The organism is Streptomyces sp. NPDC088747, assembly GCF_044751025.1.
Lineage (GTDB): Bacteria > Actinomycetota > Actinomycetes > Streptomycetales > Streptomycetaceae > Streptomyces.
This window is the reverse complement of record NZ_JBIVKZ010000004.1, coordinates 55980-76048: the sequence shown is the minus strand read 5'-3', so window position 1 is coordinate 76048 and position 20069 is coordinate 55980. Positions and strand designations below refer to the sequence as shown.

Below are 20069 nucleotides of genomic sequence, written 5' to 3'. Positions count from 1 at the left end.
CGCCGACCGAAAAGGCGAGCCGTGATCCAACCCCTTGACAGGCAGGGGTGGCGCTTGATTACTTGACTGGGCCGCGCTAACCGAATGTTCGGTCGGTTCACAAGGTGGTGGAGATGACGACTCAGACACCAGGGACGATGCCCGGCCCCGTGGAGACGATGTTCGCCGCGGACGAGGCCTCACGACGGCTCGGCATAGAGCTGGTGCGGTACGGCGAAGGGACCGCCGTACTCCGGATGACCGTGGCCCCGTCCATGGTCAACGGGCACCGGATCGCCCATGGCGGTTATCTGTTCCTCTTCGCCGACACGGCCTTCGCCTGTGCCTGCAACAGCCACGGCCCGGTGACGGTCGCCGCCGCCGCGGACATCGACTTCGTCGCGCCGGCGCACGAGGGTGACGTCCTGGTGGCCACCGCACGCGAACGCACCCGGTTCGGGCGCAGCGGTATCTACGACGTGAGCGTCCTGCGCGGCGACGAGGTGATCGCCGAGTTCCGCGGCCGCAGTCGCACCCTCCGCAGCCCGCAGCACGCAGACGAGGAGCCGCAATGAGCAGCGAACCGACCGCGCCCACGCCCGTCGGAGCCCGGCGGGGCGACCCGCTCCCCCAGGAACTGCTGGACGACGCCGAGCGGATGCCGGCCGAGGAGGTCAGGGATCTCCAACTCGGCGGACTGCGCCGGACGTTGAAGCACGCCTACGACAACGTGGAGTTGTACCGCGGGAAGTTCGACGCGGCCGGTGTGGCTCCGGAGGACTGCCGGACCCTGGAGGATCTCGCCCGGTTCCCGTTCACCACCAAGGCGGACCTGCGGGACACCTACCCCTTCGGCATGTTCGCCGTGCCCATGGACCAGGTGCGCCGGCTGCACGCCTCCAGCGGCACCACGGGACGCCCCACCGTGGTCGGTTACACCGAGGGCGACCTGTCGATGTGGGCGGACGTGGTCGCACGCTCCATCCGCGCCGCGGGAGGCCGTCCCGGACACAAGGTGCACATCTCGTACGGCTACGGCCTCTTCACCGGCGGGCTCGGTGCCCACTACGGGGCCGAGCGGGCCGGTTGCACCGTGATCCCCGCGTCGGGCGGCATGACGGCACGCCAGGTGCAGATCATCCAGGACTTCGAGCCCGACATCATCATGGTCACGCCCTCCTACATGCTCACCCTGCTCGACGAGTTCGAGCGGCAGGGCGTCGATCCGCGCTCCACCTCGCTCAAGGTCGGCATCTTCGGGGCCGAGCCGTGGACGGAGGAGATGCGGCGCGAGATCGAGGGCCGTATGGACATCCACGCCGTCGACATATATGGCCTTTCCGAGGTCATCGGCCCCGGTGTCGCCCAGGAGTGTGTGGAGACCAAGGACGGGCTGCACGTCTGGGAGGACCACTTCCTCCCCGAGATCGTCGATCCGCTCTCCGACGAGGTTCTGGCGCCGGGCGACGGCGGCGAACTCGTCTTCACCTCGCTCACCAAGGAGGCGCTGCCGATCATCCGCTACCGGACACGGGACCTGACGCGCCTGCTGCCCGGCACCGCCCGGCCCGGTTTCCGCCGGATCGAGAAGATCACCGGGCGCTGCGACGACATGATCATCCTTCGGGGGGTCAACGTCTTCCCCAGCCAGGTCGAGGAGATCGTGCTGCGGACGCCGGGCGTGGCCCCCCACTTCCAGATCCAGCTCAGCCGCCGGGGACGGATGGACCACATGACCGTCCAGGTGGAGGCGCGTCCCTCCGCCGACTCCGCCCAGCGCGAGGCCGCCGCGAAGGCCATCGCACAGGGGGTCAAGGACGGTGTCGGGGTGAGCGTCGAGGTCGCGATCGTCGACCCGGAGACGCTGGAGCGGTCGTTGGGGAAACTCCGCCGGGTCAAGGACACCCGGCGTACCTGAAAGACGGAGTACCTGAAAGACGGTGGGTTCGCCCATCGGGTCGGCTCGGGGCGGACGGCCGGGCGGGCGGGCGCCGGTAGGGCGAGGGCTCCGGCAGGCCGACCGGCCGACCGGGACACCCGCCTTACCGGAACACCCGGCCTACCGGCGAACTAGGGTCACCGGAACACCTGGTCCACGGGACCACCCACCCGACCAGAACACCCAGTTGCCGACGCGTCAGCGCGGCGCGATCGACGCCTCGGCCGCCGTCTTGATCCTGGCGCCGAAGCCGGGGGCGTCCTTGCGGGCCGCGGCGAGCGCCAGGCCGACGAGAAGCTTGCCCACCCCGTGGCCCTCAAGGACGTTGAAGAGGCGGACCCGGGTCCTGCCGTCGCCCAGCGACTCCAGGTCGTAGCCGCCCTCGCGTGCCATCACGCTGTTCTTCGACACCTCGGCCCACCGGATCTTCACCGGGGCCTGGAGTTCGGTGATGCGGAACTCCCTGGCGGACTTCATCCCGGCGTCCTTGACCGTGCTGCGGAAGATCGTGCCCACGGCGGTCGGGCCGTCGGGGGTCCGCTCGATCTTCAGTACCCGAGGGCTGAACTCCGGGTCGTTGCGTCCGTCGGCGAGGTAGGCGAACACCTCCTCGACAGGCCGGTCGATCTCGACCACCGCTTCGAACTGTCCTGACATGGCAACTCCTGATCAATCGGGGCGCCACGCGCCCCACGGCACCGCGACCCTACGGGACCACCGGGTGCCCCGCGAGGCGAACGGCCGCGCGAGAGGCACCGGTCCGGCACCCGCCGGGACCACGGGTACGGCCGGGGCAGGACCACGGGTACGGCCGGGGCAGGATCCGCCGGGCCCGGCGGCGGTCGCGCCCGGCGGGAAAGGTGGGCGCCCGGACTCGGGCCGACGTGTCAACACCTCGTGCAGACAGGCATGATGGGGCCGTCGGCACCCTGTCACAGGGCGATCAGGGCCGCGAGCGGCTGCGAGAGATGGAGAGCGCGTGTCACGCCAGGTACTGACGGTCCGCCCCGACGGAACCGGCGGCTTCCGCACGATCGGTGAGGCGCTCGCGGGGGCGCGCAGCGGTGCGGTGATCAGCGTGGGGCCCGGGACCTACGAGGAGAGCCTCGTCGTCGGCACACGGGTGACCATCGTCGCCGAACAGTCGCGGGGGACGGTCGAGATACGCCCCCGGCGCGGCAGCGCGGTCCGCCTGCGCGCCGACGCGGTGATGCTCACCGATCTGGTGCTGCGCGGCCGGGACGAGGACGTGCCCACCGTGGACGCGGTGCGCGGCCAGGTGGCGATGGAAGGCTGCGAGGTGACCGGCTCCGCGTGGACGGCCGTCCTCGCCCGGGAGACCGGTTCACTGGCCATGCGCGACTGCCGGATCACCAACAGCGTGGGGGCCGGGGTCGTCGTCACCTCGGCCGTGGAGAGTTCGCTGGAGTCCTGCACCGTCGAGCATCTGGGCACGTCCGGCGTCGTCATCGGGGAACGGGGCCGGGTCTCGGTGCGCGGCTGCACCGTGCGCGACGCGCGGGCCAACGGCATCCTGGCCAACGGTGACGCCCAGGGATCCGTCGAGGACTGCGACATCTCCTCCACCGACCAGCCGGCCGTGGCCCTGGAAGGGCGCTGCACCACCCGCGTCCTGCGCACGGTCGTCCATGATGTCGCGATCGGTGTGCAGCTGAGCAGTGCCTCCCGCACCGTCCTGGAGGACATCAGGGTCACCGCGACCACCGGTCCGGCCTTCGTCGTCTCGCACGGCAGCGACCCGCTGCTGCGCCGCTGCCGCACGGCCCGTACGGGGGGCAGCGGCCTGCTGGTCACCGACCGGGGGCGCGGCACCTACGAGGACTGCTGGCTGGACTCCTCCCAGGAGCCCGCGCTGCGGGTGACCGGCTCAGGCTCGCCGACGCTGACCTCGCTGACGGTGCGGGACTGCGCGGCCCCGGCCGGTCTGCTGCTGGAGGAGGAGTCCACCGCCGAACTCGACCGGGTGGAGGTCGTCGACACCGCGGGCGCCGGGATCCGGATCGCGACCGGCGCCAATCCGATGATCCGCCGCGCCCGGATCATCGGCGCGGGCGGCAACGGCGTCGAGGTCGTCAAGGACGGCCGGGGCCGGCTGGAGGACAGCGAGACAGCCCGGACCGGCGCGGCCGGCATCCATGTGGAGAGCGCGGGCAACCTCTACGTCGGGGCCACCACCGTGCTCGCGCCGGCCTCCGCGGGCCTGTCCGTGGGCACGGACGGGACCCTCACGGCCCGTGACTGCGAGATCCGTGAGGCCGGTACCGACGGCGTGGTCGTCGAGGCGGACGGTGAACTGACCGGCACCCGGATCCAGGTCAACGGCGCCCCGGAGTGCGGTGCCGTGATCCGGCAGGGCGGGCGGGCCTCGCTCAACGGCTGCACCCTGGCGGGCAGCGGCAAGGACGGACTGCGGGTGGAGACCACCCTGCCGGTGTCCGTCGTCAACTGCACGGTCCGCGACAACGCGGGCAGCGGCCTGGTCCAGTCCCAGGCCGGCGACCGGCTGGCGGTCGAGGGTCTGACCACCAGCGGCAACGGCCGCCGCGACGCCTGGGGTTACGGCGACGCCGAGGGCACGGACCCGGCCGGCACCAAGCCGGACGGTGCGGACGCGCCCGGGGAGAGCGGCCCGCTCGCCGAGCTGGAATCACTGATCGGGCTGGCCAACGTCAAGCAGCAGGTCCGCACCCTCGTCAACCTCACGCAACTCGCCCAGCGCCGGGCCCAGTTGGGCATGTCGGCGCCACCGATGAGCCGCCACCTGGTCTTCGCGGGACCGCCCGGCACCGGCAAGACCACCGTCGGCCGCCTCTACGGCACCGTCCTGGCCCAGCTCGGGGCGCTGCGCTCCGGGCACCTGGTCGAGGTCTCACGCGCCGACCTCGTCGCCCAGGTCATCGGCGGCACCGCCATCAAGACCACCGAGATCTTCAACAAGGCGCTGGGCGGAGTGCTGTTCATCGACGAGGCGTACACGCTGACCGCCGACAGCGGACGTTCGGGACCGGACTTCGGGCGGGAGGCCGTGGACACCCTGCTGAAGCTGATGGAGGACCACCGCGAGGACGTGGTGGTCGTCGCGGCCGGCTACTCCGGGGAGATGCAGTCCTTCCTGAGCAGCAACCCCGGGCTGGCGTCCCGCTTCTCGCGGACCGTGGAGTTCGAGAACTACGCGGTGCCCGAGCTGGTGGCCATCATGGAGAGCATGTGTGCCCGGCACCAGTACGAGTTCGGCGAGGGCACCAGCGCCGCGCTCACCCTGCACTTCGACCGCATGCCCAAGGACGCCACGTTCGGCAACGGCCGTGCCGCACGCCAGGTCTTCGAGGAGATGGTCGACCGGCAGGCCGTACGGCTGTCCACCCAGCCCGACGTGAGCGAACGGGACCTCAGTCTGCTTCTCCCTGAGGACGTCGGGATTCAGGTCCCGGCGGGCCCGCAGGGAAACGCCGACGAGCCGGACCGCGGTGACGCCCTGTCCCGGCTCGGCGACATGGTGGGACTGGCGGCCGTGAAGCGTGACGTCACCGACCTGGTCAACCTGCTGTCGACCGCCAAGCGGCGCGAGGCCGCCGGGCTGCCGACTCCCCGGGTCAGCCACCATCTGGTCTTCACCGGCCCGCCCGGCACCGGCAAGACCACCGTCGCCCGCCTCTACGGCGAACTGCTCGTCTCGCTCGGAGTGCTGCCGCAGGGCCAACTCGTCGAGGTGGCGCGGGCCGACCTCGTGGGCCGGTACGTGGGCCACACCGCGCAGTTGACCCGTGAGGTCTTCGAACGGGCCCGCGGAGGCGTGCTGTTCGTCGACGAGGCCTACACCCTCACACCGTCGGGCGGCTCCTCCGGCTCCGACTTCGGCCAGGAGGCCGTGGACACCCTGCTGAAGCTGATGGAGGACCACCGCGACGAGGTGGTCGTCATCGTGGCCGGCTACACCCGGGAGATGGAGTCCTTCCTGGCCTCCAACCCGGGTCTGTCGTCGCGGTTCTCGCGGCGCGTCGAGTTCGCCGACTACACCTCGGACGAGCTCGTCACCATCGTCCGGATGCACGCGGACGTGTCGGGCTACGAGTGCGGGCCCGGGGTCGGCGGGCTGCTGCGCGAGTACTTCGACTCCCTGCCGCGCGACCGCTTCTTCGGCAACGGGCGGCTGGCGCGGCAGGTGCTGGAGTCGATGATGACCCGGCAGGCCGGCCGGGTCAGCGCCATGGCCGCACCCGGCCTGGACGACCTGCGGCTCCTGCTGCCCGACGACGTGCCGGGAGTGCGGACGCCGTCCCCGGAGCGCTGAGGGGACGGTCCGCTCACGGCCGACGGCTGGCCGTAGGATGCGGATCATGTCTCGGCGCCCTCCTCCGGCTCATCTCCCGCGTACGGCACGGATGTTGACCGTGTCCCTGTGCCTCGGCACCCTGCTGCCGCTGGTCGGCGGATTCCAGGCGTCCGCCGACGACACGCCTGTACGGCTGCCCGTGATGCCCGCGCGACTGGACGCGGACGCCGCCTGCACCAGCACCTCCAGCCAGCGGGCCACGACCGTGCCCTGGGAGCAGCGGAGCCTCCAACTGACGCGCACCTGGCCGTTCTCGGACGGTTCCGGGGTGACGGTGGCGGTGGTGGACACCGGGGTGTCCACCACGGCGCCCGCCCTGTCCGGCCGGGTCGGCGCGGTCGGGGCTGCGGGCCAGGACTGTGTGGGGCACGGGAGTTTCGTCGCGGGGCTCGTCGCGGCGGCCACGGTCGACGGAGTGCGGTTCGCGGGGGTCGCCCAGCGGGCGAGGATCCTCGGGGTGCGCGGCACGGACGAACGGGGTGCGGCGACGGCGCAGAGCGTCGCGTCGGGGATCAAGGCGGCGACGGCGGCCGGCGCCGACGTGATCACTGTCTCGCCGGCTCTGGTGCAGGGGTCGGAAGGGCTGACGAAGGCCGTCGAAGCGGCCCTCGCGAAGGACGTGCTGGTGGTGGCGGCCGCGGTGCCCGATCCTCCGACGAAGTCCTCGGCCCAGGACGAGGAGCCGACCGCGCGGGAGTACTGGCCCGCCGCACAGTCCGGTGTGCTGTCGGTGCTGGACGTGGACGCGCAGGGGCAGCGTCCGGACGACGCCCTGCTGCCGCGCGTCGCCGACCTGGCGGCGCCCGGTGACGGAGTCGTCGGGATCGGGGCGCGTGGCAGCGGCCACTTCATCGGCTCGGGAGCCTCGTTCGCCGCCGCCTACGTGGCCGGGGCGGCGGCGCTGGTGCGTTCCGCCCACCCGGACCTCACCGCCGCGGAGACCGCCGCCCGCCTCACGGCGAGCGCCTACCCCGACGACGTACCCCGGCTCGACCCGTTCGCGGCCGTGACGGAGGTGGCCCCGGAGTCGGCCGCCAGGGCTGAGGCCCCCGCGCCGGGCGCCGCGGTGCGGCTGCCCGAGGACGAGGCCGCCCTGCCGGTCCGCCGGGCCGTCCTGTTCGCGGCGGCGGGCGCGGCGCTGATCCTCCTGGTCACCTGGGCCGCCCTGACCCTCCCTCGGGCCCGCACCCGCAACTGGCGGCCGGCGGGAGCCCCGGCCGCCGACGACTCGGGCGGCGCCGGGAGTTGAGGACTTAGCCGAACCGAACCGAGCCGAGCCCAGCCGAACCTAGCCGGACCGAACCGAACCCGGCGAAGTGGCCTTCACCCCTACTTCAGGAGCCGCCCTCCTCCCCTGACGGGACCGCCTCCCCCGCCAGCGCCGTCTGGATCAGGGTCGCCTTGCGGCGGGCGACGTACTGCGCGCGGCCGGCCGGCAGGTTGCGTGGCTTGATGTTGCCGAAGACGTAGCCCTCCGAGGGCGGGCAGGACAGCAGCACGCCCGGGGTGTTGACCTCGTCGAGGCGGCGCAGCAGCTGGTCGTTGAGGCCGCGGCCGGCGCCGGTGGCGGAGCGGACCGCGATGACGTGCAGGCCCAGTTCGTGCCCCAGGGCCAGGTGGTCGAAGAGCGGGGCGAAGGGGTGGTCGAAGTTGTTGCTGCCGACCACCATGTCGTAGTCGTCGACCAGCACGAACAGCCTGGGCCCCTGCCACCAGTCGGCGAGGCGCATCCGGGCGGGGGTGATGTCCGGCCCCGGGAGGCGGGTCTTGAGCGCACGGGCCGAGCCGCCGACGAGTTCCTTGAGGGCGTCGACGGAGACGGCGTGCCCGAGCTGGTACTCCGGCGGGACGGCGTCCACGAGTTCGCGCCGGTAGTCGACGACCAGGATCCGCGCCTCTGTCGGGGCGTAGCGGGCGGTGACCGCCTGCGCGGCGAGCCGCAGCAGGTTGGTCTTGCCGCTCTCGGTGTCGCCGACCGCGATCAGGTGCGGGGTACGGCTGAAGTCGTGCCAGACCGTGGAGAGTTTCTCCTCGTCCTGGCCCAGTGGCAGCCGCAGCCCGTCGCCCAGTTCGGGGGCGGGCAGCGCCGAGGCCGGCAGCCGGTGCGGCAGCATCCGGACGGCGGGCGCGGGCTCGCCCGTCCAGTGTTCGGCGATCCTCTCCACCAGGGCGGTGACGCCGTCGCCGAGGTCCTCGGTGGTGGTGACGCCGTCGAGACGGGGCAGGGCGGTCAGGAAGTGCAGTTTGCCCTCGACCGTGAGTCCGCGTCCCGGGAGCCGGGGCACGACGGCGGCCTTGCGCACGTCCACCACGGAGTCCATGGGGTCACCGAGCCGCAGTTCCAGCCGGGTCGCGCTCTGGTCGCGGACCTGCGCGCTCAGTTCCACCCAGCGGGTGGTGGTGACGACCAGGTGGATGCCGTAGTTGAGACCGCCGGTGGCGAGCTGGTTGAACGTGGGCAGCAGATGGTCGAAGTTCTGCTTGACCTGTGCCCAGCCGTCCACGACGAGGAAGACGTCGCCGTGTGTCTCGTCGGCGAACTCCCCGGCCGCGCGCCGGCGCCGGTAGGTGGCCATGGAGTCGATCCCGTGGTCGAGGAAGAACTGCTCGCGGTGGTTGAGCACCGCGGTGACCTCGGCCACCGTACGGCTGATCCGCTCGCTGTCGAGCCGGGAGGCGACTCCGCCGACGTGCGGGAGCCCGGTGAGCGAGGAGAGGGTGCCGCCGCCGAAGTCGAGGCAGTAGAACTGCACTTCGGCCGGGGTGTGGGTGAGGGCCAGGGAGGCGAGCAGGGCGCGCAGCACGGTGGACTTGCCGCTCTGCGAGCCGCCGGTGATCGCGACATGCCCGCCGCCCGCGGCCAGGTCCAGCACCAGTGGTTCGCGTCGCTGGTCGAAGGGCTTGTCGACCAGGCCGACGGGGACCCGGAGCCGTCCGGTGCCGGGCCAGCGGGTGGCGCTCAGGCCACGGTCGGCGGTGGGCTCAAGGCCCGGGAGCAGACCGTCCAGAGTGGGCGGTACGTCGAGCGGCGGCAGCCAGACCTGGTGTGCGGCGGGCCCGGAGTCGCGCAGCCGGTCGACGGCCACGGCCAGCAGGCTCTCGGCGGACTCCGTCTCCTCCTCCGGTTCGGGAGCGGGGGCGGTGGAGGCCCGCGGGACCACCCAGCCGGCCGTCCAGGGCACGACCTGGCTGGCGACCCGCGCCTGGACGGCGGCTCCGCGGCGGTGCCGGTAGGGCCCTGAGACGTAGGCGGCGCGGAAGCGGGTCAGCGCCTCCACCCCGCTCTTGAGGTAGCCGGCGCCGGGCTGCGAGGGCAGTTGGTAGGCGTCGGGGACGCCGAGCACCCCGCGGCTCTCCATGGCCGAGAAGGTACGCAGGCCGACCCGGTACGACAGGTGGCTCTCCAACTGGTGCATGCGCCCCTCGTCAAGGCGCTGGGAGGCGAGCAGCAGGTGCACGCCCAGCGACCGGCCGAGGCGGCCGATCATCACGAAGAGGTCCATGAACTCCCGGTGTGCGGCCAGGAGTTCGCTGAACTCGTCGACGACGACGAAGAGGCTGGGCAGCGGGGCCAGCGGGGTGCCGGAGGCGCGGGCCTTCTCGTACTCCAGGGCGGAGGTGTAGTTGCCCGCCGCCCGCAGCAGTTCCTGGCGTCGCATGAGTTCGCCGTGCAGGGCGTCCTGCATGCGTTCCACGAGGGCGACCTCGTCCGCGAGGTTGGTGATGACGGCGGAGGTGTGCGGGAGTTCGTCCAGGCCGAGGAAGGTCGCGCCGCCCTTGAAGTCGACGAGGATGAAGTTCAGCGTCTCGGAGGAGTTGGTGAGGGCCAGTCCGAGGACGAGGGTGCGCAGCAGTTCGCTCTTGCCGGAGCCGGTGGCGCCGATGAGCATGCCGTGCGGGCCCATGCCGCCCTGGGCGGACTCCTTGATGTCGAGTTCCACGGGTGTGCCGTCGGCGCCGACCGCCACGGGGACCCGTAGCCGGGCGGCCCCCACATGGCGCTTCCAGAGGGTGTCGGGGGTGTGCCGGTAGAGGTCGGGGATGCCGAGCAGGGTGGTCAACTGCACGTCGGCGCTGAGGGGTTCGGCGATGTCGGCGGCCAGGCTCATCCGGTACGGGGCGAGCAGCCGGGCCAGTGCCTCCGCCGCGACGGGCCCGACCTGGTCGGGGCGGCCCAGGAGGGTGGTCTGTTCCTTGCGGCTGCGGTCGGTGCGCACCAGGCGGACCGCAGCCGGGGTCACGTCCAGGCGCAGGGTGGTGCGGCCGGGGCGCCAGGCGAAGCCTCCGGAGAGGTCGAGCACGACGGTGTTGCGGAAGCCGGGGCCGTCCAGGCGGTGGCCGGCGGGCACGGTGACGCCGTCGACCACGATCACGGTGTAGGGCTCGTCCCGGCCCGGCACCGCGTCGGGGTCGAAGACCGGGCGTTCGGTGAACTCGGCGCCGAGCAGGTCCTCCAGGTCGTTGAAGGTGCCGGCCACCATGCGGGCCGCGCCGGCGCCGTCCTGCTCCTGCGGATGCAGGTTGTGCGGCAGCCACTTGACCCATTCCCAGTCCGCCCTCCGCTCGTCCGAGACGCACAGCGCGATCCACAGCTCCTCCGGCGGATGGAACACGGCGAGCTGGCACAGCGCCGCGCGGATCATGGCCCGGGTGGCGGCCTCGTCACCGCGGGTCAACACCCGGGACCAGGAACGGAGATAGAGCGCGATGGGCTGGCCGGGGACGGTGCTGTAGGCGCGGATGAAACGCCGCAGGGCGTGCGCGCTGAGTGGTTCCAGGTCCTCGACGGGCTTGGTGGACAGCGGATTGAGCCGCATGGCGAACTGCTGCTCGCCGACGGCTATCCGGACCTCGCCGAAGTCCTCGTCCTTGACCCGTCGTTCCCACAGCCGGGTGGTGCGGACCATCGTGCGCAGGGTCCGGGGGTTCGGATGGCGCCAGGCGAGGGCCAGTTGCTGTTCGACGACGGCCCGGTGCACCTGGCGTCTGATCTGGGTGAGATAGCGCAGATAGTCCCGGCGCTCACCACGCAGCCGCTGCTTGCGCTCTCCGGCCTTGCGCATGACCTGGCCGACCATCATGGCCGCGGAGGCCATGACCATCATGCCCAGCGCGATGTAGGTGAAGGAGCTGTTGCCTCCGCCCGGCCTGATGAAGATCAGCATCATGGACACGGACATCATGGCCATCGGCAGGTACGTCCACACCGCGGAGCTGTCCGGCACGGTCTCCGGCAGCGTCGGCGGTTCCTGGAGGCTCAGTTCGCCCTCGGGCATGTCGGGGCCGCGGCGACGGGCCGGCCTGCGGAAGAGAACCACGCTCAACGCAACTGCTCCTTAGGGGGACCGGGGTTCCGTGCCCTGCAACGGGGCGCTGATCCACCGGCGTTGTGACACGCCGTCGGTTGGGGCCCATAATTCTGTTCGACTGACGATCAGTAGTCTGCATGGCGACGACACGTACGTCCAAGCAGGCACTGACCGAGCAGGCACTGACCGAACTCCCGTCGGCACCCCGTCAGTTCGGTGACCGATCTCCGGCCCCACCCGGCCCGACTCATGGAGACGTGAGACCCACGATGACCGACAGCTCCGTTGCGGGCCTGTGCCGCCTCACCGTCCGAGCTCCGGCCAGGACCATCGACCTGGCCGTGCCCTCCGACGTGCCCGTGGCCGATCTGCTGCCCACCGTCCTGCACTACGCGGGCGAGGAGGTCGAGGAGAACGGTCTGGAGCACGACGGGTGGGTGCTGCAACGCCTCGGCGGGGCCGCGCTCGACGACGAGAGCACCCTGGCCGCGGTGGACCTCAAGGACGGCGAGGTCCTTTACCTGCGTCCGCACACCGAGTCCCTGCCGGAGGTACGGCTCGACGACCTGGTGGACGGCATGGCCACGGTGACCCGGGACCGGCTGCACAGCTGGGACGCCGCGGCCGGCCGCCGGCTGCTGCTCGGCATGGCCGTGGCCGTCCTGGTGCTGGGCCTGGCGGTACTGGCGTGGCCCGGCGGCCCGGCCGGACCGCGGATCGTCACCGCGGGTGTCGCGGGGCTGCTGCTGCTCGCCGGGGCCGCCTCCGCGAGCCGCGCGGTGGGCGACGCGGCGGCCGCCGCCGCGCTCGGCTTCATGGCCGGACCGTTCCTGGCCCTGGCGGGCTGGCTCCAGCCGGGCGGCGAGATCGCCGGCCCCCAGGCCAACCAGGTGCTGGGCGCCCGGCTGCTGGCCGCCGCGGCCGCCTGCGCGGGCGGCGTGGTGCTCGCCCTCGCCCTGACCGCCGTACGCGCGCCGCTGTTCGTGGCCTCCGCGCTGGTGGCGCTCGCCGGGGTGCTGGCGGGCGTCCTGATGACCCTGTTCGACCTGAGCGTGGACGGTGCGGCGGCGGCCGTCGCCTCACTGGCCGTGCTGCTGGGCGGCTTCGTGCCCGCTCTGTCCTTCCGGCTGGCCGGGATGCGCATGCCGGCCCTGCCGACCAACCCGCAGCAGCTCCAGGAGGGCATCGAGCCCTACAACGGCGCGGACGTGACGACCCGTACGGAGCTGGCGAGCGGCTGGATGACCGGCCTGTACGCCGCCTCGGGCATCCTGTGCGCGGGCTGCCTGGTGCCGCTGACCCGCAACCCGGTGCTCCCGGAGGTGCTGACCGCCGTGGTGCTCGCCCTGCTCCTGCTGGTGCACGGCCGGGGCATGGTCAACGTGTGGCAGCGGCTGGCGCTGGTCCTGCCCGGCGCCTGGGGCGTGACACTGCTGGTGTACGCCCTGGCGTCCGACACCGCCGCGGCCGACCGCCCGCTGGTGGTGGGCGGGCTGCTGGCTTCGGCCACCGTGCTGGCCATCGCCTCCTGGACGGTCCCGGGCCGCCGGATGCTGCCCTACTGGGGCAGGGCCGCGGAGTTGGTGCAGTCGCTGCTGGCGATCGCCCTGCTGCCCCTGACGCTGTGGGTGCTCGGTGTCTTCGCCGCGCTGCGCGCCATCAACGGCTGACGCGGGCGACAGGAACGACGTGAAGGACCACTTCGACGCGATCGGCCCCGTGCTGCGGGGGCCGGTGCGGACCGGCTGACCGGAAGGACCGCGGTTCATGCAATCCAAGCGCGACCAGGTGCAGGCGCACGCCTTCGTCATGGGCCGCCTCACCTCGGGCATGCTGCTCGCCGACCCGGACGCCCCCGAGAGCCCGCTGGGGCGCACCACGCGCGGGGCGGGCATCGGCGTGGTGATCGCGGTGCTGATCGCCGCGGGCGCGGTGGTGTTCGGGCTGATCTCGCCGGGCGGCAACGACTCGTGGCGCAGCGGGGAGAGTTTGATCGTCAACCGGGACACCGGAGCCCGCTACCTCTTCCTCGACGGACGGCTGCGCCCGGTGCGCAACTACTCCTCCGCGCTGCTCATCGGCGGTGCGGACCTGGAGACCACGGACGTCGGGACGGCCTCACTGCGCGACACCCCGGTGGGCGCCGCGGTCGGAATCCCGGGAGCGCCGGACGGAGTGCCCTCCTCGGGCGACCTGGAGTCGGACACGTGGGCGGTCTGTTCGGCGACGGCCACGGTGCGGGACGACACCGGCAGCGGTACGACGGCGACGCGCGCGGTGACCGCGGTGGCGGCGGGTGTGCCCCTGGAGACGGAGGCGCTGGGGGCCGACGAGGCAGTGCTGGTGGCCGGCCCGGACAAGAAGAAGTACCTGGTGTGGCAGGGCAGCCGGCTGCCGCTGGACACCGAGTCCGGGGCGCTGCTGTCGCTGGGCTACAGCTCGGTGACGCCCCGTCCGGTGTCGGCCGCGTTCCTGGACGCGTTCGTACCCGGTCCGGCCCTGGCGCCGCCGTCGGTGAAGGGCCTGGGCGCGAAGGGTCCCTCGCTGGGCGGCACGCCGACCAGGCTCGGCCAGGTCTTCCAGGTGACGGTGCCGGGCGGTACGGCGACGGGCTCGGGTGAGTCGGCCGACACCCAGTACTTCCTGCTGCGCGATTCCGGTCTGGTCCCGGTGACCTCGACCGCCGTGGCGCTGCTGCTGGGCGATCCCGCCGTACGGTCGAAGGCGTACGACGGTGACTCGCCGAAGGCGCTGCCCATCGGGGCGGACCTGCTCAAGGACAACCAGGCGCCGGGTACCACCGGCCGTGACCCGTCGGTGGCGGGACTGCCGGACAGCCCGCCGCGGGCTGTCCGGGTGCCCGACGGACGGGCGGCCTGCGCGCGGGTGCAGTCCGGTGACGACGGTGTCCGGATCAGTTCGGTGCTGGTGCCGGCCGGTGCGCTCGGGCCGGTCGCCCAGCGCAGCGGCGACGCGGTGATCGAAGCCTGTCTGCCGGTGGACGCGGTGGTGGTCCGGCCCGGTCACGGTGTGCTGGCCCGGGCGCTCGGCGCGGGCGGCGGGACGGTCGGCGCCACCACCTACTTCGTGGCCGACGACGGGGTGAAGTACCGGGTCGGCTCGAAGGAGGCGCTCACGGCGCTCGGGTGGACGGAGTCCGACGTACGGGGGCTGCCGTCCCCGCTGCTGGCGATGTTGCCGACCGGCCCGGACCTCAGCCCGCAGGCGGCGACCGGTCTGGTGCCGGTGTCGACGGCGCGGAGCTGCCCGGAGGGCTCACCCGAGGACCAGGCCGGGCCCGGTGGCCGCATCGGGACATCCGGCACGGTGGACGACAAGTTGCCGCCACGTAAAGAAAGTTGACGATTCGCCAATCTCGCGGCGCATTGATCGCGCCGCGTTGCACCCTACTCTCCGGCGTGCTTACGCTCGCCGGCGCCGCAGTTGTATCAGCACCCCCCTCAGCATCACGATCGAAAGGGCGGAACCATGGCAGGGACCGGTCAGCAGTCAAACGAGCAGGCGACCCGAAACGGGATCCAGGCCCTGGAGAGCGCCTTCAGCGGCATCCTGAAGTCCCGGCAGGACGTGGACAACACCCGCGCCGGGCTGTCGTCGGGCTACCAGGGCAGCGACGGCGGCCAGTTCGGCGGTCTCCTCAAGCAGTGGGACGAGCAGTGCGACAGCATCCTGCGCAGCCTTGAGGACATGGTCGACAAGCTGAACCAGAGCCTCACCCAGCACGGCAGGACACAGGGCTCCTCGAACGAGGCGATCAACGCGGCCTACAACCAGTCGCAGGCCGCGTACGACCAACTCATCGGCTGAGCAAGCCGCTTCCGGAGTCCGGACCCCACCACGCAGTCCCCACCCCACAGTCCTCCCGAGCAGGAGACCTCATGCCCGACAACCTGACCGACGGTTACATCTACGTCGACTACAACCACATGAACAACGCCGCCGACGACATGGTCCACCAGACCAAGGCGATAGCGAACACGCTGGCGTCGCTGGAGGCGGAGCTGAACGAGCTCGTCAAGTCCTGGTACGGCGAGGACGCCGACATGTACCGCCAGAAGCAGGCGGCATGGGGCCAGGCGGTCAAGAACATGGAGAACCTGCTGACCTCGCACTCCTCGCTGCTGACGGACATCTCCGACAACTACCGCTACAGCGAGAACTCGCTCTCCCAGATGTGGTCCGAGGTGCGCATCGGCCGCTGACGGCGGCCCGGCGCGGTACACGAACCTCCCGGTGAACCGGGCAGACGGCCCCCGGGGCACCGCCCGTCCGGTTCCCGTACCACCCCGCGCCCACTCCCCCGGCCCCTCCCCGAGCCTCCCTGCCCCCTCGCCGACCGAGCACCCACGAGGACCACGCCATGGCGGACCTGACCCATCTGAACGGACAGAAACTCAAGCAGTTCCGTGAGCACGACCTGGCGGCGTTCATCACCGAGTTGAAGAACATCGTGAAGGACGATCCGAACGGGATCCTCGCACTGCACAGCATTGTCAGGGGCACGATCCCCGCGCAGTACATCGGTGAGAACCCGGTGCTCGGCATCGGCCTGATGACGAGCGACGACACGGTGTACGGCAAGACGCTGGTGGACGCCGCGCTCAAGTCGGCGAAGTCGATCGACAACGTCCTGGGCGACCAGGGTTTCCTCTTCGGCGACATCGACGACAGCCTGGAGACCACCATCACCACGCTGCTGAACACCCAGGGCGCCTCCCTGGAGAACATCAGCGGGGAGAGTTTCCTGGACGTCTGGTCCGGGGTCGACGAGGACCTCGAAGGCTCGTCGGAGAGCGACGAGGACTGAGCCCCGGCCCGAACACCGCCCGCACCTTCCCCGTGTCCGTCCACCTCCACGCAGCGGAGTCCCGTCATGCCAGTCACCTCCGATCCCGGCGACTACTGGGGTCAGGCGGTCACCCTCTACACCGGGTACAACGTGCCCAGCCGCAAGAAGCTGTTCGACACCCTCAAGAGCAGCGAGGGCGTACCGCTGATGCGGCTGGGATTCGAGGTCCTGGCGTCCACCGAACTGACCGCGAACAACTTCACCGCCCTGGTGGGCTGGCACACCCAGCACGGTGAGGACTACGACCTGGCGTTCGTCGAGGCGGGCGGCAACGGTGTGCACGACGGCGGCACCCTGTACCAGGCGACCATCGTCTTCATCGGCATACCCACCACCGACGGCACGGGACGGCTCCTCGAAGCGGGCGAGCTCTGGAGTGCGGGCAAGTTCACCGGCGTCCTGGGCAACGAGTGGGACCTGAGCCTGCTCCAGCAGTACCAGAGCGGGGCGAAGGCGGCGATCAACGCGCTGCGCGCCGACCACACCACCCGGGGCTTCGAGTTCAGCGGCCTGAGCGTCCAGGACACCGAGGCCGTCGACGCCGACTCCTTCGGGCGCACCGCGCAGGCCTACGACCGGACGCTGAAGTTCTTCGAGGACCACGCGGCGACCCTGAAGCAGTGGGAGACGTCCCTCGGCGAGGAGAACGCCGCCTGGCGCGGCCAGGCGGCGGGCCTCTTCTGGCAGTTGGTCCACCAGCTCCACAAGAACTACGACAGCTACGTCGAGCAGCTCACCGCTGAGGGCGCCGCGACCGCCGCGGCCATGCTCAACAACCACGTGCCGAGGTCGAAGCTCAGCCGGGCGCTGGCGACCGCCCAGACGGCCCTCATGACGGAGGCCAAGGCGCTCAGCGACGCCTGGGACACCTGGGCCACCAACGGCCGGCACGATCCTCACCGGATCCTGATGGAGGTCCTCCAGGAGGTCTCCGTCTGGGTGCTGGAGAACCAGATCAAACACACCCGGGTGACGAGCAACGGGGCGGCGAAGGACTACAACACCGACGCCGGGTTCATCCAGCACCATCCCACGTACGGCAATCTCCGGGACATGGCCACCTGGGTCAAGATCGGCGACGAGGCCGTGACCCGGTGGAACAAGCACGTGGAGGACGTCCTCGTCGCGGCGGCCAAGGTCTCGCTCACCACGCTCAAGACGGCGTGGAGCGACGTGTCGGACGCCTTCAGCGAGATCCGCACCAAGGACACCTCGTCGCTGACGGAGTCGTACGAGGACGACCGGCGCCAGATCGCCGAGGACGAGGCCAACCGGCAGCGTGAGGAGTACAACAACGCGCTGAACAACCTCGGCAACAACCTCACCAACCTGGGCGACGGGCTCGGCGACGGGCTGAACAACCTCGGCGAGAACCTCGGCAACGGGCTGAACGACCTGGGCGACGGACTCGGCGACAACTTCAGCAGTCTCGGGGACGGACTCGGGGACAGCCTCACCAACCTCGGGGACGGGCTCGGCGACAGCTTCAGCAACCTCGGGGACGGACTCGGCGACGGCCTCAGCAACCTGGGGAACGGGCTCGGTGACGGTCTGGGGGACGGGGTCACCGACCCGGCGGGCATCGGCACCAACCTGGGAGCCGGTCTCGGCAACCTGCTGGGCGGGACCAACGACGGCAACGACAAGACGAAGGGGTCCACGCTCACCAACCCCGACGGCAGCACCACCACGCTCAACCCGGACGGCACCCTCACCACCCGCTACCCGGACGGCACCACCCAGCTCCTCGACCCGGAGACGGGGATCGTCACCACGACGTCCCCCGACGGGAAAGTCACCACCGGTGATCTGACCGTCCCCGGCGGGCACGTCAACCCCGACGGCAGCACCACGACGCTCAACCCCGACGGAACCCTCACCACCAAGTTCCCCGACGGTACGACCACCACCATCGACCCGGAGACCGGGCAGCTCACCACCCGCGACCCCGACGGCACGGTCACCACGGGGAACATCGGCAGCGGTCTCGGCGACTCCCTGGGCGACCTCGACCTCGCCGACCCCTCCTTCACACCGACGACGAGCAGCAGCGGCCTGGACCTGGACGGTCTGCTGTCGAACTTTTCCACCGGCGGCGGTCTCGGTGACGGTCTCGCGACGAGCGGCGGGTCCTCCCTCCTCGATGGCGACTCCGGCTACGCCGACTACGACGACGCCAGTTCGGCGGAACTGCTGTCCGGCGGTGCGGTGCGCGCGCCTGGGAGCGGCGATCTGTCGGCCGCCGCGTCCGGAACCTCCGGGGACTCGGGTTCGGCTGCCGGCGGGACCGGCAGCCCGCTGTTCCCGGGCATGGGCGGCATGGGCGGAATGGGAGGCATGGGTTCGGGCGGCGGCGGTGGCGGCAACGGCAACAACGGCGAACGCGTCCGCAACGTGCTGACCGACGCGGGACCCGCGGCGTCCGGCCGGGGACGGTCACGGCCCCGCAGGGCCGCGGACGAGGACGAGGACGCGGTGGTGACCACCCGGGGCAGGACCGCGACGACCGGCGCCGCGGCCGGACTCGTCCCGGCGGGCGGAGGCGCCGGCCAGAACGGCCGGTCCACCGAGAGCGGCGACCGGGCCCGCGTCAGCTGGACGGAGGAGGACGAGGACGTGTGGGGAACCGACGAGGGCGGCGCGCCCGCCGTGATCGGCCGATGAGCGCGTCGCGGGAGGCGCACTCGCGGGGGCCGGGATCTCGGGGATCCCGGAAAACAGGATCACTGGAGACGGGATCGCAGGGGACGGGATCGCAGGGGGCGGGATCTCGGAGAACAGGTTCGCGGGAAACGGGAAGGGCGGCACGGGCATGAGCGACATGAAGGAGACCATCGAGCAGCGGCTCGCCCGTGCCATGGCGGACCTGGAGACCACCACGGCGGCGGTCGCGGAGGCGGAGGCGGAACTGAGCCACGCCAGCTGCACGATCCGGTCCCAGGACCGGTCGGTCGAGGTGACCGTCAGCGCGCGGGGCGATCTGACCGACGTGCGTTTCCTGGAGGGCAAGTACCGCACCATGCCCGCCGGACAGCTCGCCGCCAGTGTGCTGGAGGCCTCGCAGGAGGCGCGGGCGGTCATGGCCCGCCGCGTCATGGAGACCTTCGAACCCTTCACCCGGCCCCACGACTCCGTGCCCGAACTGCCGGGCATGAACGTCGACTGGAACAAGATCTTCGGCCCGGGGGTCCTCGACGGCCCCTCGGGCGGGGACAGCCGCGCCTCGTCGCGCCCTCTGCTCGACGAGATCCACGAGGACCAGGAGGACTGATCAGCCATGAGCGAAGGAAACGCGTACTACGCCGAGCCCGACCGGCTGGTGGCCGGTGTGCGCCAGATCGACCAGATCAGCACGCTCGCCCACGAGATGCTCCGCGACTTCACCATGGGCCTGAACAGCACCGTCGGCTGGCCCGGCCACGACGACAGCTTCGCCAAGGAGGTGATCCCGCAGGAGAAGCGCGAACGCACGACGGCCGTGGACACCGGTACCTCGCTGGTCGAGGCGGTCACCGGGGTCGCCGACGGCACCCTGGCCAACCTGGACAACATCCGCACGACCCAGAGCGGGGTGCTCGACTCGATCAACTCGGCCCGCCGCGGAAAGCACTGACACTC

At 71.5% G+C, this 20069-nt stretch carries 14 protein-coding genes; 12 read left to right on the top strand and 2 right to left on the bottom strand.

All coding sequences use genetic code 11. The annotated features are described in order from the left end of the window. The first annotated feature begins 113 nt into the window (after nucleotides 1-113). Nucleotides 114-554: a hydroxyphenylacetyl-CoA thioesterase PaaI gene (gene paaI, locus ACIP79_RS11660; RefSeq protein ID WP_401222200.1), complete on the top strand. Its 441-nt coding sequence runs from the start codon at nucleotides 114-116 to the stop codon at nucleotides 552-554. After that, nucleotides 551-1897, top strand: a complete 1347-nt coding sequence (gene paaK / locus ACIP79_RS11655) for a phenylacetate--CoA ligase PaaK (protein ID WP_401222198.1) — start codon at nucleotides 551-553, stop codon at nucleotides 1895-1897. The genes paaI and paaK overlap by 4 nt, the downstream gene beginning before the upstream one ends. Nucleotides 1898-2116: 219 nt before the next feature. Here the strand turns inward: paaK and ACIP79_RS11650 are convergent, their stop codons facing one another. After that, nucleotides 2117-2575 (bottom strand): SRPBCC family protein, encoded by a 459-nt coding sequence (locus tag ACIP79_RS11650; protein WP_383687075.1) that lies wholly within the window; start codon nucleotides 2573-2575, stop codon nucleotides 2117-2119. A gap of 322 nt (nucleotides 2576-2897) precedes the next feature. On the opposite strand from ACIP79_RS11650, the gene ACIP79_RS11645 reads away from it, so the two are divergent. Both ACIP79_RS11645 and ACIP79_RS11640 read left to right on the top strand, forming a co-directional pair. Further along, a complete protein-coding gene (locus ACIP79_RS11645; RefSeq protein WP_401222195.1) occupies nucleotides 2898-6230 on the top strand; it encodes a right-handed parallel beta-helix repeat-containing protein in 3333 nt (1110 codons plus the stop codon). Between the two features lie 91 nt (nucleotides 6231-6321). Further along, a complete protein-coding gene (locus ACIP79_RS11640) occupies nucleotides 6322-7521 on the top strand; it encodes a S8 family serine peptidase (RefSeq protein ID WP_401222715.1) in 1200 nt (399 codons plus the stop codon). An 85-nt stretch (nucleotides 7522-7606) separates the two neighbouring features. On the opposite strand, the gene eccCa is transcribed toward ACIP79_RS11640, so the two are convergent. After that, nucleotides 7607-11548, bottom strand: a complete 3942-nt coding sequence (gene eccCa / locus ACIP79_RS11635; RefSeq protein WP_401222713.1) for a type VII secretion protein EccCa — start codon at nucleotides 11546-11548, stop codon at nucleotides 7607-7609. A 302-nt stretch (nucleotides 11549-11850) separates the two neighbouring features. On the opposite strand from eccCa, the gene eccD reads away from it, so the two are divergent. The 8 genes from eccD to ACIP79_RS11595 all read left to right on the top strand — a co-directional run bounded on the left by eccD (nucleotide 11851) and on the right by ACIP79_RS11595 (nucleotide 20064). Beyond that, nucleotides 11851-13251 carry a type VII secretion integral membrane protein EccD gene (gene eccD / locus ACIP79_RS11630; RefSeq protein ID WP_401222194.1) on the top strand — a complete coding sequence of 467 codons (1401 nt, stop codon included), beginning with the start codon at nucleotides 11851-11853 and terminating at the stop codon, nucleotides 13249-13251. A gap of 97 nt (nucleotides 13252-13348) precedes the next feature. Beyond that, nucleotides 13349-14944, top strand: a complete 1596-nt coding sequence (eccB, locus tag ACIP79_RS11625) for a type VII secretion protein EccB (protein WP_401222192.1) — start codon at nucleotides 13349-13351, stop codon at nucleotides 14942-14944. Nucleotides 14945-15070: 126 nt separating this feature from the next. Then, the gene (locus tag ACIP79_RS11620) at nucleotides 15071-15409 is read left to right on the top strand and encodes a hypothetical protein (RefSeq protein WP_401222191.1); all 339 of its coding nucleotides are present in this window, start codon (nucleotides 15071-15073) and stop codon (nucleotides 15407-15409) included. Between the two features lie 71 nt (nucleotides 15410-15480). After that, complete coding sequence (locus ACIP79_RS11615) at nucleotides 15481-15804, top strand: WXG100 family type VII secretion target (RefSeq protein ID WP_383687610.1); 324 nt, start codon at nucleotides 15481-15483, stop codon at nucleotides 15802-15804. 158 nt (nucleotides 15805-15962) lie between these two features. Next, complete coding sequence (locus ACIP79_RS11610) at nucleotides 15963-16409, top strand: type VII secretion system-associated protein (protein ID WP_401222189.1); 447 nt, start codon at nucleotides 15963-15965, stop codon at nucleotides 16407-16409. Nucleotides 16410-16475: 66 nt separating this feature from the next. Further along, nucleotides 16476-19115, top strand: a complete 2640-nt coding sequence (locus ACIP79_RS11605; RefSeq protein WP_401222187.1) for an AAWKG family protein — start codon at nucleotides 16476-16478, stop codon at nucleotides 19113-19115. Nucleotides 19116-19263: 148 nt separating this feature from the next. Next, the gene (locus tag ACIP79_RS11600; protein ID WP_383687605.1) at nucleotides 19264-19722 is read left to right on the top strand and encodes a YbaB/EbfC family nucleoid-associated protein; all 459 of its coding nucleotides are present in this window, start codon (nucleotides 19264-19266) and stop codon (nucleotides 19720-19722) included. 6 nt (nucleotides 19723-19728) lie between these two features. Continuing rightward, nucleotides 19729-20064 (top strand): hypothetical protein, encoded by a 336-nt coding sequence (locus ACIP79_RS11595; RefSeq protein WP_383687603.1) that lies wholly within the window; start codon nucleotides 19729-19731, stop codon nucleotides 20062-20064. The last annotated feature ends 5 nt before the right edge of the window (nucleotides 20065-20069 follow it).

Bases quoted from the DNA above. Each gene is read 5' to 3' on its own strand.
- ACIP79_RS11650 (WP_383687075.1), bottom strand. From the start codon at position 2,575: ATGTCAGGACAGTTCGAAGCGGTGGTCGAGATCGACCGGCCTGTCGAG.
- ACIP79_RS11605 (WP_401222187.1), top strand. From the start codon at position 16,476: ATGCCAGTCACCTCCGATCCCGGCGACTACTGGGGTCAGGCGGTCACC.
- eccB (WP_401222192.1), top strand. From the start codon at position 13,349: ATGCAATCCAAGCGCGACCAGGTGCAGGCGCACGCCTTCGTCATGGGC.
- paaI (WP_401222200.1), top strand. From the start codon at position 114: ATGACGACTCAGACACCAGGGACGATGCCCGGCCCCGTGGAGACGATG.
- ACIP79_RS11620 (WP_401222191.1), top strand. From the start codon at position 15,071: ATGGCAGGGACCGGTCAGCAGTCAAACGAGCAGGCGACCCGAAACGGG.
- ACIP79_RS11615 (WP_383687610.1), top strand. From the start codon at position 15,481: ATGCCCGACAACCTGACCGACGGTTACATCTACGTCGACTACAACCAC.
- ACIP79_RS11640 (WP_401222715.1), top strand. From the start codon at position 6,322: ATGTTGACCGTGTCCCTGTGCCTCGGCACCCTGCTGCCGCTGGTCGGC.
- eccCa (WP_401222713.1), bottom strand. From the start codon at position 11,548: ATGCCCGAGGGCGAACTGAGCCTCCAGGAACCGCCGACGCTGCCGGAG.
- ACIP79_RS11595 (WP_383687603.1), top strand. From the start codon at position 19,729: ATGAGCGAAGGAAACGCGTACTACGCCGAGCCCGACCGGCTGGTGGCC.
- ACIP79_RS11610 (WP_401222189.1), top strand. From the start codon at position 15,963: ATGGCGGACCTGACCCATCTGAACGGACAGAAACTCAAGCAGTTCCGT.
- ACIP79_RS11600 (WP_383687605.1), top strand. From the start codon at position 19,264: ATGAGCGACATGAAGGAGACCATCGAGCAGCGGCTCGCCCGTGCCATG.
- eccD (WP_401222194.1), top strand. From the start codon at position 11,851: ATGACCGACAGCTCCGTTGCGGGCCTGTGCCGCCTCACCGTCCGAGCT.
- paaK (WP_401222198.1), top strand. From the start codon at position 551: ATGAGCAGCGAACCGACCGCGCCCACGCCCGTCGGAGCCCGGCGGGGC.